We start from the raw sequence: 11,924 nt of genomic DNA on the forward strand, positions 1-11,924 counted from the left end.
CCGGCCGTGAATTGACGGCCGAGTCAGACGCGGGACGGCGGTCGAGGGAATACCTCGGCCGCCGTCCCGTTTTTCGCACCCCCGCCCGGAAAGCCTCAGTCCACCAGCAGGTCCTCCACCATGATCGGGATGTGGCGGACCCGCACGCCGGTCGCGTTGTAGATGGCGTTGGCGATGGCGGCGGCGACGCCGACGGTGGCGATCTCGCCGATGCCGCGGGCGCCGACGGCGTTGTGGAAGGTGTCGGGGTACTGGACGAAGTGGACGTCGATGTCGGGGATGTCGGCGTTGACCGGCAGGAGGTAGCTCGCGAAGTCGCCCGTGGCGAAGCGGCCCCAGGTGTCGAGTTCGAGGGCCTCGTGCAGCGCCGCGGAGACGCCCCAGATCATGCCGCCCTTGATTTGGCTGCGGGCGAGCTTGTCGTTGATGATGCGCCCGCCGTCGAAGACGCCGAGCAGCCTGGAGACGCGGGCCTCACCGGTCAGGCGGTGGACGCGGACCTCGCAGAACTGCGCGCCGAACGAGCTGAACGAGTGCTTGGTCAGCTCCTCACCCGGCGCCGACGAGCCCGTGGCCGACAAGGAATCCCGGCCCGCGGAACGCAGCAGCGTGCCGAAGGGCATGGTGTCGGTGTCGCCGTGGACATGGCCGTCGGCGTAGGTCACCTCCTGGCCCGCGAAAGGGGCGCCGGGCGCGGAAGCCAGGGCCAGCAGCGCATCGAGGACCTCGCCGGCCGCGAGCATGATCGCGGTACCGACGCTGGCGGTCGCGGTGGAGCCGCCGGACATGCCGCCCGGGGGGAGCTTGGAGTCGCCCAGTCGAGGGGTGATCCGGGACGGCGCGAGGTCCAGCGACTCCGCGCCCACCGAAGACATCACGTTCAGCAGGCCCGTTCCCGGGTCGGCACCGCTGGTGGCGACCTCGGCAGTGCCGTCCGCGTGGAGCGTGATGCCGACCGTCGCGGGGAAGCGCAGGGCGGGGAACATCGCGGTCGCCATGCCGACACCGACGAGCCAGTCGCCGTCGACGCGGCCGTGCGGCTGCCGATCAGACCAGCCAAACTCGCGCGCGCCGATGGCGAAGCACTCGTCGAGGTGCTTGCTCGACCACTGCAGGTCCTTGCCGGGCGGGGCGAGCGAGCTGTTGCGCACGCGCAGCTCGATCGGGTCCATGTCGAGCGCGACGGCCAGCTCGTCCATCGCGCTCTCCAGCGCGAACGAGCCCGGCGCCTCGCCCGGCGCCCGCATGAACGTGGTCGGCGGGATGTTGAGCGGCACCATCTTCTGGCTGATGGAGAGGTTCTTCGTGGCGTACCACTCGCGCGAGGTGCCGTGCGACGTCGGCTCGACGAACGACCGATCCATCGCCGTACTCGACCACGAGTCGTGGCGCAGGCCGAGGATCGTGCCGTCAGCGTCGGCGCCGATGGTGACCTTCTGCAGCGTCGCGGCGCGCGTGGCCGTCGCCGTGAAGACCTGCTCGCGCGTCAGCGCGGCCTTCACCGGCCGGCCCAGCTCCTTCGCCGCCGCGGCCGCGAGGAACGCGGGCGTGGACGTGCGACCCTTGCCGCCGAACGCGCCGCCGACGTAGGGGTTGATCACGTGCACGGCCGAGACGTCGAGGGCGAGCGCGCCGGCGAGCTCCGTGGCGACGAGGTTGCTGCCCTGGTTGCCGGTGTAGACGGTGAGCTCGCCGTCGTCCCACACCGCGACGGCCGAGTGCGGTTCCATCGCGGCGTGGTTCTGCGTGGCCGTGCGATAAGCGTGGTCCACCACGAACGGCGCCGCGGCGAAAACGTCCTCAATGGACTCGACGTCGTCGGCCAGCACCTCGATCCGCGGCGGGTTCCCCCGCGACTCCGGCGCGTCCTCGGCCGAGGCGAGCCCTTCGTCGAACGACACCAGCGCAGGCTTCTCGTCGTAGGACACCTTCACCAGCATCGCCGCGTCACGCGCCTGCTCGAACGACTCCGCGACGACGAATCCGATCGGTTGCCCGTAGTAGTCGACGTCGGTGTTGCGCAGCGGCACCCAGGTCTCGCCCATGATCGGCGACACCGGCGGCGTGCGCAGGTCCAGCCGGTCGAACGGGGTGTAGACGCCGAGGACGCCCGCCGCCTCCTTCGCCGCGCCCACGTCCATGCTCTCGACCTGGCCGTGGGCCACGGTGCTGACCACGACGTAGCCGTACGCCATGCCCGGGAAGTTGTGGTCCATCGCGTACTTCGCGCGCCCGGTGACCTTCAGTGGCGCGTCGAGCCTGTCCGTCATCGACGGCTCCCTTCGGTCAGCTCCAGCAGCGCGCGCACGACGGTGCGCTTCACCAGGGACACCTTGAACGAGTTGAACGCGAGCGGCCGCGCGCCTTCCGCGGCCAGCGCGGCGGCCTGCTCGAACGATTCCTGCGTGACATTCTCGCCCCGCAACGCTTCCTCCACCGTCGTGAGCCGCCACGGCACGGTCGCCACCCCACCGACGGCCACCCGCGCGTCGGCGATCACGCCGTCCCGCACGTCCAGCGCCACCGCGGCCGAAGCCAGCGCGAACTCGTACGACTGGCGGTCGCGAACCTTGACGTAGGTGGAGTTTTCGGCCCAGTCCAGCCGCGGCACGCGCACCTCGGTGATCAGCTCGCCGGGTCGCAGGTCGTTCTCGACGTCCGGCGTTTCGCCTGGCGTGCGGTAGAAATCGATGAGCTTCACCGTGCGCTTGCCGGTCTTGCCGGTGAGTTCCACCTCGGCGTCCAGCGCGACGAGCGCCACGGCGACGTCGCTGGCGTGGGTCGCCACGCAGGAGTCGCTGGTGCCGAGGATCGCGTGCATGCGGTTGACGCCCGCCAGCGCGGAGCAGCCACTGCCCGGGTCGCGCCGGTTGCACGGCATGGTGACGTCGCGGAAGTACGAGCACCGCGTGCGCTGCATCAGGTTGCCGCCGATGCTGGCCATGTTCCGCAGCTGCTGCGAAGCGCTCAGGAGCAGTGCGCGCGAGATCGCCGGGTACACGCCGGGATGCGCGGCGATGTCGCCCATCCGTTCCAGGGCACCGAAACGCAGGCCGTCCGTGGTGTCGATGCCGCGCAGCGGGAGATCGTTGATGTCCAGCACCCGCTGTGGGGTGAGGACGTCGAGCTTCATCAGGTCGACGAGCGTGGTGCCGCCGGCGAGGAAGGTTCCGGACGCGTCGAGCGCGTCTTCGACGGTGGTGGGCGCGGTCAGCTCAAACGGTCGCATCGGCCCGCCTCGCCTGCTCGACCGCCGCCACGATGTTCGGGTACGCCGAACAGCGGCACAGGTTGCCGGACATGAACTCGCGGACGTCCGTGACGTCGTCGCGCACGGCGGCGACGGCCGACATCACCTGCCCGGAAGTGCAGAAGCCGCACTGCAACGCGTCCTGGTCCACGAACGCCTGTTGCACGGGATGCAATCCGTCCTCTGTGGACAGACCTTCGACCGTGGTGACCGGTCGGCGCACGGTGGCCGCCAGGGTGAGGCACGAGAGCACGGGTTTGCCGTCGACGTGCACGGTGCACGCGCCGCACTGACCGCGGTCGCAGCCCTTCTTGGGGCCGGTCACGCCCAGGCGTTCACGCAGCGCGTCGAGCAGCGTCACGCCGGGGTCGATGGCGAGCCGTTCGACTCGTCCGTTGATTTCGAGGGAGACGTCCACTGGGATCTCTTTCCCGCAGGGTGGGGTTGTGGTGGAAGAAGCCGGCCACTCGGAACGCGAGCGCCGGGTAGGCTAGCGGATAGTCATCCGCATCAAGCTCGCGTTCCCGAGGCTATCGGATTACTATCCGCTTCGCAACGAAGCGCGGGTCCTGGAGCCGGTCGGGGACCTGCACTACAGTCGTGAGCAGGGAAGACGCCGCTCGAGAACGGGGAGGGACGATGTCGACGGGATCGGTCAGCCCGCGACGCGCGGACACCCGGCGCAACCACGAACGCATCCTCGCCGTCGCGGCCCAGTCCCTCGCGTGCTCGGGAGAGGTTTCGTTCAACGCCATCGCGAAGCAGGCCGAGGTCGGCGTCGGCACCGTGTACCGCCACTTCCCCACCGCAGCCGACCTCATCCTCGCCGTATACGAGCGCGAGGTGTGCCAGCTCGTCGACGTCGCGCCGGCGCTGCTGGAGCGGTGCCCACCCGAGCAGGCGTTCCGGGTGTGGGCGAGCGATCACCTCGCGCATTACCTGATCACCAAACGCGGCCTGGCCAAGGCCCTGCGCGCAACCTCGAGCGGCGCCGAACTGCCGGCCCACGCGTACAAGTCCCTGGTCGACGCCCTCGACACCCTGCTGAAGGCCAACATCGCCGCCGGCACCGTCCGCCCGGACACCTCGGTGGACACGGTGATGCGCGCCATGGCGGGCTTGCTGCTGCTCAGCCCGGCCGAGGACTGGAAAGCGGCCACGGAAAGCCTCGTGGACTTCGTGTGGCGAGGGATGCGCGCGGACTGACCTGTCGTCGGTGCCGTGGTCGACGTACGTGACTTCCGTTGGCGGTCTCGAAACCACGGGGCCTGGCGAGCGGGGATGCCGGTTGCGGGTGCTGACCGCGGCCGAGCTGAGCGGGCCGTTCGAGCCGGAGGAGTGGCCGCACGTGTTCGCCGTGGACGTCGCCTACTGGCGACCCGCGAACCTGGGCGAAGCGCTCTTCGACTACTGGGACTGACCGGCCCGCGCGATGACCACGCCGCCGGAGACGCGGGCGTCCGGGTCAAGCAGGTGTTCCGATTCGATGGAGAAGCCGGCAGCGCGCAGGAAGGCCGACATGGTGGCGGGGCGGCGGCGGTGGATGTGGACGGGCATGGGGTGCCCGCCGTAGCCCGAAGTCTTGCAGGTGGTTTTGCCGCCGACGTGGAAGCCCGCCAGGACCACGCCGCCGGGGTGGAGGGCGCGGTGGAAGTGCGCCAAGACGGTGGGCAGGGCCGCGTCGGGGAGGTGGCTGAGGGACCAGAAGGCGAGAATGCCGCCCAACGAATCGGTCGGGATGGGAAGGTCCGTCATCGAGACCACGGCGAAGGGGGCGCCGGCGTGGGTGCGGCGCGCGAAGGCGATCATCTCGGGTGAGAGGTCGAGACCGAAGGCGTCGACGCCGAGGGTGCGCAGGTGGGCGGTGACCCAGCCGGGTCCGCAGCCGAGGTCGGCGACGCGGCCGTCGGTGAGTTCCGCGAACAACTTCAGCAATGAACGCAGGTGAGGCTTACCGGCGAGGGCGTCGCGCAGCTGTACCGAGTGGCTAGGGGCGACGGTGTCGTAGGAGGCGCGGATCTCCGACAGCCAGGAGGTCACCGCTCCCCCGTCGAGAGCACCTTGAGGTTGAGGCCGGCGCGTTCGAAGCGGCCGCGAGGGTCGTCGACGAGGCGGCGGGCCTGCAGGTCCATCAGACCCACGGTGCAGGTGATCTCGGCCGAGAGGGTGCCGTCGAGTTTGAGGATGCGGGAGGTCATCCAGAAGACCTTGCCGTCGCCGAAGCGGGCGTCGCAGGTGACGTCGACGGTGTCGCCGGCGCGGAGTTCGCGGCGGTAGACGATGTGGGACTCCAGCAGGACCGGTGCGAGGTTTTCCTCGCGCAGCCGGGAATCGCCCGCGGATTCGAAGAGTTCGATGCGCGAGACCTCGCCGTAGGAGTGGTAGACGGCGTGGTTGAGGTGGCCCAGCGAGTCGAGCTCGTAGTGACGCACCTTGATCCGGGTGCGGAACGGTTCGCGATCGGTCACTCCGACACTCTAGATCTCGGCGAAACCTAGGTCTCGTAGAACAGCTCCTCGACCACGGCGTGGGCGCGGCGCGTGACTCGACGGTACGTGTCGAGGAACTCGCCCGGGTCGTCGTCCACGGTGTAGCCGAACACGCGCGCCACGGCGGCGAGGTCACGGCCCGAGCTGGGCACCTCGTCGACGGCCTTGCCGCGCACGAGCATCCCGGCGTTGCGCACGCGCGTGGCCAGCAGCCACGCCTCGCGCAGGTAGTCCACCGACTCCGCGGGCGCCAGCCCCGTTTCCGCGAGCGCCGTCAAAGCATCGAGCGTCGACGCGGTGCGCAGGCTCGGCTGCTCGTGCGCGTGCTGCAGCTGCAACAGCTGCACGGTCCACTCGACGTCGGCCAGCCCGCCGCGGCCGAGCTTCGTGTGGCGCGTCGGGTCGGCACCGCGGGGCAGCCGCTCGGTTTCCACGCGCGCCTTGATGCGGCGGATCTCGCGGGCCTTCGTCGCGTCCAGGCCGCCCTCGGGGTAGCGCACGGGATCGATCATCATGATGAACCGCTCGCCCAGCTCCTCGTCACCGGCGATGAACCGCGCGCGCAGCAGCGCCTGCGACTCCCAGACCTCGCCCCAGCGCTGGTAGTACGCGCGGTACGACTCCAATGTCCGGACCAACGGCCCGCTGCGTCCCTCCGGCCGCAGATCCGCGTCGACGACCAGCGCCGGGTCCGAACTCGGTGCGCCCAGCATCTTGCGCACGGTCTCGGCCACCGACGAAGCGAACTTCACCGCGTCCGAGTCCGACACGCCTTCCGCCGGCTCGCAGACGAACAGCACGTCGGCGTCCGAGCCGTAACCCAGCTCCGCGCCACCGAGGCGGCCCATACCGATCACAGCGACCGTCGCCGGCGTGCGTCCCAGCTCCGCCTGCCGCTGCCGGTACGCGGCGGCCAGCGCGCCCTGCAGCACGGCGACCCACACACTCGAAAGCGCCTCGCACACCGCCGGAACGTCCAGCAGTCCGAGCAAATCCGCACACGCCACACGCAGCAACTCGTGCCGCCGCAACGAACGCGCCGCCGCGACCGCCGCGTTCAACCCGGGCTGGCGCCGGACGGCCGCCCGCAACGACGTCGCCACCTCGGCCGGCTTGCGCCCCGTGAGCCGAGCCGGCTCTCCCAGCAGCTGCAACACTTCCGGTGCGCGCACGAGCAGGTCGGGCACGAGCTTGGACGTCCCCAGCAGGAACGCGAGCCGTTCCACCACCGTGCCCTCGTCGCGGAGCACGCGCAGGTACCACGGCGTGTCCTCGAGCGCCTCGGACACCTTGCGGTACGAGAGCAGACCGCCGTCGGGATCCGGTGTGTCGGCGAGGAAATCGAGCAGCACCGGCAGCAACGCCTGCTGGATCGCCGCGCGCCGGGAGACGCCCGAAGTCAGCGCCTTGATGTGCTGCAGCGCGCCTTCCGGCGCCGCGTAACCCAGGGCGGCGAGCCGGCTCGCGGCCTGCTTTGTCGTGAGCCGCAACGCTTCCGTCGGCACGTTCGCGACGGACTGCAGCAGCGGGCGGTAGAAGACCTTCTCGTGCAACCGCCGGATGCCCTGCGCGTGCCGGCGGAACTCGGCGAGCAGCTCCTGACCCTGGCTGCGCCCACGCACCGCGCGAATCCCGCACGCGCGCGCGAGGATGCGCAGCTCATCGGTGTCGTTCGACGCCGGGAACAAGTGCGTGCGCCGCAGCCGGCGCAGCTGCAGCCGGTGCTCGACGGTGCGCAGGAACTCGTACGAAGTGCCCATCTCCGCCGAGTCCGCGCGCCCGACGTACCCGCCCTCACCCAGCGCCGCCAGCGCATCCATTGTGGACGGTGAGCGCAGCTCGGGGTCCACGCGCCCGTGCACGAGCTGCAGCAGCTGCACGGCGAACTCCACGTCGCGCAGCCCACCGCGGCCCAGCTTCAGCTCGCGCTCGGCGTGTTCCGCGGAGACGTGGTCCTCCACGCGCCGGCGCATCTGCTGCACCTCGGTCACGAAGTTCTCGCGGTCCGCGGCCGACCACACCATGGGTGCGACCATCTCCGCGTATTCCTGGCCCAGCGCGGTGTCACCCGCGACCGGGCGCGCCTTGAGCAGCGCCTGGAACTCCCAGGTCTTCGCCCACTTCCGGTAGTACGCCGTGTGCCCCTCGAGCGTGCGCACGAGCGCCCCGCTCTTGCCTTCCGGCCGCAGCGCCGCGTCGACCTCGAAGCACGCCTTGCCGACTACCCGCATCATCGTGCTGGCCAGCCGCGTCGCCACACCGAGGTCGCCGGCGCCGACGAAGATCACGTCGACGTCGCTCACGTAGTTGAGTTCGCGTCCGCCGGTCTTGCCCATCGCGATCACGGCCAGCGCACCTTCGGCGCTCGCCCCGACCTCCTGCTCGGCCACGGCGAGGCCCGCCCTCAGCGCGGCCTCGGCCAGAAGCGTCAGCTGGTGGGTGATGTCCTTGAACGACGGGTGGTCGAGCCCCTCCTCCACGAGGTGCCCGAGGTCGACGGCCGCGATGCCGAGCAGCAGCCGCCGGTACGCCGTCCGCAGCGCCTGCTCGGCGGCCAGACCGGTCACGTACGTGCCGTCGTCCTGGCGCAGGTCGTCGAGCAGCCGGTCGGCGAACCGCTCGGGCACGGTGCAGCGGTGGTCGGCGAGGGAGTGCCACTCGCCGGGGTTCGCGGCGAGGAAGTCGCCGAGCGCGGTGGAGGTGCCCAGCACGCCGAGCAGGCGGCCGCGGAACGTCCGGTTGTCGCGCAAGGCGCGGTCCAGCTCGGGCCACGCGCCTTCGTCGGCTTCGCGGATGCGGTCGAGGCCCTGCAACGCGAGGTCCTGATCGGCGGCGCGGGAGAGGGCCGCGAGCACGTCGGCGGTGCCCTCGACCGGTCCCGCGGCGTCCCACCAGCCCGCCGCGTGCAACTGGGCGTCGGCCTTGTCGTCGGTGAAGCCGTACCGGGCCGCCGATGCGGCCGTCCGCGCGCGCTCTGCCATCTCGTTCACCGTAGCCGGATCCGCGTCGGCTGAGCAGGCAGGCACGCGTTCACTTTCAGGCGGCGAGGCGGTCGGGTTCCGGGTCGACGGCCGAAGGCTCCGGCACCTGGAAGCTGTGCGCGGTCACAGGCCGACGGCGCGAGAGCACGTAGATGCCGATCCCGATGGCGATGCCCACCACGCCGACGCCGATGGTCCCCGCCGTGCCGAGCGAGGCGAGCTTCCCCGCGGCCGCGCCGACGAGTGCGGCCGCCGGTAGCGTGAACAGCCAGGCCACGACCATGCGCCCGGCCATCCGCCAGCGCACCGGCGCCTCGCGCCTGCCGACGCCCGAGCCGACGATCCCGCCGGAGCACACGTGCGTGGTCGAGAGCGGGAAGCCGAAGTGGGACGACAGCAGGATCACGGCGGCGCTGCTCGTCTGTGCGGTGAAGCCCTGCGGGCCCTCGATGTCGGTGAGACCCTTGCCGAGCGTGTGCGTGATGCGCCAGCCGCCGAGGTACGTGCCGAGCGCGAGGGCCGACGCCGCGCTGATGATCACCCACACCGGCGGCGCCGAGCCCGCCGGCAGGCCGCCGGCGCTGACCAGCGTCAGGGTGATCACGCCCATGGTCTTCTGGGCGTCGTTGGTGCCGTGCGCGAGGGAAACGAGCGACGCTGACACGATCTGGCCGACGCGGAAGCCGCGGCCGCCCCGCTTGCGGACGAAGAGCTTGTAGACCAGGTACGTGAAGGCGGCAGCGACCACGCCGGCGATGACCGGGGACGCGGCGGCCGGCACGAGGACCTTGTCCACGATCTTGCCGAAGTGTACGGAGTCGGCGCCCGCCGAAACCCAGGTGGCGCCGATGAGGCCGCCGAACAGAGCGTGCGACGAGCTTGACGGCAGGCCGACGTACCAGGTCACGAGATTCCAGACGATCGCCCCGATCAGCCCGCCGAAGACGATCGACGGCCCGATCTTGGTGTCGTCGACGAGGCCGCTGGAGATCGTTTTCGCGACCTCCACCGACAGGAACGCACCGACGAGGTTCAGTACCGCCGAGATGGCTACCGCGACCCGCGGTTTGAGCGCGCCCGTGGCGATGGAGGTAGCCATCGCGTTGGCCGTGTCGTGGAAGCCGTTGGTGAAGTCGAAGACGAGGGCCGTGCCGATCACGACGACGACCACTAGCGAGGGATCCACCCCGGTCCTCCATACCTACGGGAGCATCTCACGCAAGGTACCTGACCGATCGAGTGAATCGTCAACGCTGCGTTAGTGATCCGTGCGTCATCCGTTAAGCCAGCGGTAACGTGCGTTGACTTTCCGCCGCAGATTCGAGCTCTCCAGCGGCCAATCGGACGAACCGATGCGCGAACGGCCGCCAGGTCTCGGCGATGTCCGCGTGCACGGAGATCAGCTTCTCCGGCTCCAACGCGCCCGGACGGGTGAGTTCCGCCATCTCCGGCTCGTCCTCGGCCCAGCGGCGCACGACGTCCGGTGTCGTCTCGATGTGGAACTGCACGCCGTAGACGCAGCGGCGCAGGCGGAAGGCCTGGTTCTGGTACAGCGGCGCGGACGCGAGCAGCTCGGCACGGGGCGGGAGGCGCTTGATCACGTCGTTGTGGAACTGGATCACGTCCTGCATCAGCGGCAGGTCGGCGAACAGCGGGTCGGTCCAGGCGGCGTCCTTCTTGGAGACCAGCGCGGGGCCGACCTCGGGCCCGTCCTCGCCGACCACGACCTGGCCGCCGGTGGCCGCGGCGAGCAGCTGGGCACCCAGGCAGATGCCGAGCGTCGGGACCTGTTTGCCCGTGGCCTGGCTCAGCAGCTTGCGGACGTCGGCGAGCCACGGGTGATGTTCGTCGTCCAGCGCACCCATGCCGCCGCCGAGGCAGATGACGCCCGCGTAGCCGTCGAGGTCCGCCGGCAGCTCATGCTCCGGTGGGTTCCGGACATCGAGCTCCGCGCCGGCCTCGGTCAGCCAGTCACCGAGCGGGCCGAGGGGGTCGCCGGCGTCGGGTTGGATGATCAGCAGACGTGTCACCTCTCCAGGGTACGGAGTGGGGCGAGCTGCGCGGTGTCGGTGGGGTAGCCCGCGTTCTGCCACGTGGTGATGCCGCCGGAGAGCCGCTTCACGGTGAAGCCGAGCGCGGACAGGCGGAGCGCACCTTGGGTGGCGGCGTTGCAGTGGATGCTTTCGCAGTAGCAGACGTAGACGAGGTTCTTGTCGAGGTCGCGGGTGCTGTCCTCGGTGATTTCCCGGTAGGGCAGGTGGATCGCACCGGGGATGCGCGCTCTCGCGTAGGCCTCGGCTCCGCGGGTCTCGGCCGCCACGTACCCGTCGGTGCGGCCTTCGGCGAGGTCTTGGGCCAGGTCGACGGGGTCGACTTCGAAGCCGAGTTCGCGGCCGAAGTACGTGACGGCTTCGTTCGGGGTCGGGGTTTCGAACTGGAGGATACGGGGTTTCATGGGGTCAATCGTCGCTTGGTGCGGGGTGTTCGCCGCAGAGCCGAACCCTGGTAATCGGGTCGGTTAGCCTGGGATTTCCTCGTCCGCGCCGCGCTCTGCCGGGAGTTTGTTCTGTGAACCATTTCGTGGACCTCGACACCGTCGACTGGCAGCTGATCGAGCTTCTGCAGTCCGACGGCCGCCTCACGTTCTCCGAGCTCGGCCGGCGCGTGTCGCTGTCCGCTCCGGCCGTGACGGAGCGAGTGCGCCGCCTCGAGCAGCGCGGGGTGATCACGGGGTATGGCGCCCGTATCGACGCGGCCAAGCTGGGCCTGCCGATCGAGGCGATGGTCCGCGTGCGCGTCCGCAGCCTCGACGGACCGCGGTTCCGCTCGACGATCCTGCCGCTGCCCGAGGTCGTCTCCGCCGACCACATCACGGGCGACGAGTGCTGGCTGCTGCGCGTGAGGTGCCGTTCCACGGGTGAGCTGGAGATCTTTGTGGAGCGCGCTCAGCGCTACGGCGAGACGATGACCTCGCTGGTCTTTTCGTCTCCCGTGGTGAGCCGGCCCATCACCCGCCCGAGCTGAGACGACTTTGCCGAAACGTGTGGAAATGCAGTCAGGCCCCGGGAGAACCGCTTTCGCGTTCTCAGACCGGGGCCTGACTGTACTGTTAGTTCGGCGGCGTCCTACTCTCCCACAACCCTTCGGTTGCAGTACCATCGGCGCTACCAGGCTTAGCTTCCGGGTTCGGAATGGGACCGGGCG

12 protein-coding genes and 1 rRNA gene are annotated in these 11,924 nt (G+C 70.2%); 3 read left to right on the forward strand and 10 right to left on the reverse strand.

Translation table 11 applies throughout. From position 1 onward, the window contains the following. Positions 1–95 precede the first annotated feature (95 nt). From AB0F91_RS35745 to AB0F91_RS35755, 3 genes are read right to left on the reverse strand one after another with little or no spacing between them, the layout of a single operon-like run. The gene (locus AB0F91_RS35745; RefSeq protein ID WP_360604895.1) at positions 96–2,270 is read right to left on the reverse strand and encodes a xanthine dehydrogenase family protein molybdopterin-binding subunit; all 2,175 of its coding nucleotides are present in this window, start codon (positions 2,268–2,270) and stop codon (positions 96–98) included. After that, the gene (locus AB0F91_RS35750; RefSeq protein WP_360604897.1) at positions 2,267–3,229 is read right to left on the reverse strand and encodes a xanthine dehydrogenase family protein subunit M; all 963 of its coding nucleotides are present in this window, start codon (positions 3,227–3,229) and stop codon (positions 2,267–2,269) included. Before AB0F91_RS35750 ends, AB0F91_RS35745 begins: the two co-directional genes overlap by 4 nt. Further along, a complete protein-coding gene (locus AB0F91_RS35755) occupies positions 3,216–3,668 on the reverse strand; it encodes a (2Fe-2S)-binding protein (protein ID WP_360604899.1) in 453 nt (150 codons plus the stop codon). Before AB0F91_RS35755 ends, AB0F91_RS35750 begins: the two co-directional genes overlap by 14 nt. 221 nt (positions 3,669–3,889) lie before the next feature. Between AB0F91_RS35755 and AB0F91_RS35760 the strand changes: the two genes are divergently transcribed. Next, on the forward strand, positions 3,890–4,456 hold the full coding sequence (locus AB0F91_RS35760) for a TetR/AcrR family transcriptional regulator (protein WP_360604901.1): 567 nt from the start codon (positions 3,890–3,892) through the stop codon (positions 4,454–4,456). An 82-nt stretch (positions 4,457–4,538) separates the two neighbouring features. Further along, positions 4,539–4,670 carry a hypothetical protein gene (locus tag AB0F91_RS35765; RefSeq protein ID WP_360604903.1) on the forward strand — a complete coding sequence of 44 codons (132 nt, stop codon included), beginning with the start codon at positions 4,539–4,541 and terminating at the stop codon, positions 4,668–4,670. Here the strand turns inward: AB0F91_RS35765 and AB0F91_RS35770 are convergent. The 6 genes from AB0F91_RS35770 to AB0F91_RS35795 form a co-directional block, all read right to left on the reverse strand. Then, the gene (locus AB0F91_RS35770; protein WP_360604905.1) at positions 4,658–5,290 is read right to left on the reverse strand and encodes a class I SAM-dependent methyltransferase; all 633 of its coding nucleotides are present in this window, start codon (positions 5,288–5,290) and stop codon (positions 4,658–4,660) included. The two genes, AB0F91_RS35765 and AB0F91_RS35770, sit on opposite strands and share 13 nt — an antisense overlap. After that, positions 5,287–5,718, reverse strand: coding sequence for an acyl-CoA thioesterase (locus AB0F91_RS35775; RefSeq protein ID WP_360604907.1), 432 nt, complete (start codon positions 5,716–5,718; stop codon positions 5,287–5,289). Before AB0F91_RS35775 ends, AB0F91_RS35770 begins: the two co-directional genes overlap by 4 nt. 26 nt (positions 5,719–5,744) lie before the next feature. After that, positions 5,745–8,720: a bifunctional [glutamine synthetase] adenylyltransferase/[glutamine synthetase]-adenylyl-L-tyrosine phosphorylase gene (locus AB0F91_RS35780; RefSeq protein ID WP_360604909.1), complete on the reverse strand. Its 2,976-nt coding sequence runs from the start codon at positions 8,718–8,720 to the stop codon at positions 5,745–5,747. 55 nt (positions 8,721–8,775) lie between these two features. Beyond that, the gene (locus AB0F91_RS35785) at positions 8,776–9,906 is read right to left on the reverse strand and encodes an inorganic phosphate transporter (RefSeq protein WP_360604911.1); all 1,131 of its coding nucleotides are present in this window, start codon (positions 9,904–9,906) and stop codon (positions 8,776–8,778) included. 94 nt (positions 9,907–10,000) lie between these two features. After that, positions 10,001–10,750 (reverse strand): type 1 glutamine amidotransferase, encoded by a 750-nt coding sequence (locus AB0F91_RS35790; protein WP_360604913.1) that lies wholly within the window; start codon positions 10,748–10,750, stop codon positions 10,001–10,003. Beyond that, positions 10,747–11,175: a rhodanese-like domain-containing protein gene (locus AB0F91_RS35795; RefSeq protein WP_360604915.1), complete on the reverse strand. Its 429-nt coding sequence runs from the start codon at positions 11,173–11,175 to the stop codon at positions 10,747–10,749. Before AB0F91_RS35795 ends, AB0F91_RS35790 begins: the two co-directional genes overlap by 4 nt. 125 nt (positions 11,176–11,300) lie before the next feature. Between AB0F91_RS35795 and AB0F91_RS35800 the strand changes: the two genes are divergently transcribed. Further along, positions 11,301–11,744 (forward strand): Lrp/AsnC family transcriptional regulator, encoded by a 444-nt coding sequence (locus AB0F91_RS35800; protein ID WP_360604923.1) that lies wholly within the window; start codon positions 11,301–11,303, stop codon positions 11,742–11,744. 88 nt (positions 11,745–11,832) lie between these two features. Here AB0F91_RS35800 and rrf read toward each other — a convergent pair. Beyond that, positions 11,833–11,924: ribosomal RNA gene (rrf, locus tag AB0F91_RS35805) — 5S ribosomal RNA — on the reverse strand; the annotation flags it as partial.

The sequence above is a fragment of the Amycolatopsis sp. NPDC023774 genome (genome assembly GCF_040639695.1).
Lineage (GTDB): Bacteria > Actinomycetota > Actinomycetes > Mycobacteriales > Pseudonocardiaceae > Amycolatopsis.